At 59.4% G+C, this 515-nt stretch carries 1 protein-coding gene; it reads left to right on the plus strand.

Annotated features, from left to right (window positions below; all coding sequences use genetic code 11):
* Nucleotides 1-494 (plus strand): NAD-dependent epimerase/dehydratase family protein (locus QD409_RS35765; protein ID WP_430765087.1); only part of this gene is annotated, 494 nt, incomplete at its 5' end.
* Between the last annotated feature and the right edge of the window lie 21 nt (nt 495-515).

The following is a 515-nucleotide window of genomic DNA, read 5'->3' on the forward strand; positions in this document are numbered from 1 at the left end:
ATGTGGCCCTGCGCTACTTCAACGCCTCAGGCGCCGATCCGGAGCGCGAACTCGGTGAGTGGCACAATCCGGAAACGCATCTCATTCCCCGCGCCTTGCTGGCAACAGGCGGAGCGCTTGAGAAACTGGATGTTTTTGGTAGCGACTATGATACGCCCGATGGCACATGCGTCCGCGACTACATCCATGTGACCGACCTTGCCAGGGCGCATGTCCTGGCGGTTGAATATCTCCTGTCGGGCGGAAACAATCTTGCCGTCAATCTCGGAACCGGACGCGGCACCTCGATCAAAGAAATCATCCGTGCGATCGAACGCATCTGCGGCCGTCCGGTTCCGGTCGCCATGCGCATGCGCCGTGCGGGTGATCCGCCTGCCCTTTACGCAGCTTCGGATCTTGCTGCCGAAAAACTCGGCTTCCGCGCTCTTCATTCGGACATTGAAACGATCATTCGTACAGCAGCCCCCTTCTTTGGATTGGAGGTGCGGGCATGACCTCGATCCGGACACGTGCTC

Origin of the sequence: Rhizobium sp. BR 315, from assembly GCF_050577975.1 — a bacterium.
GTDB classification, from domain to species: domain Bacteria; phylum Pseudomonadota; class Alphaproteobacteria; order Rhizobiales; family Rhizobiaceae; genus Rhizobium; species Rhizobium miluonense.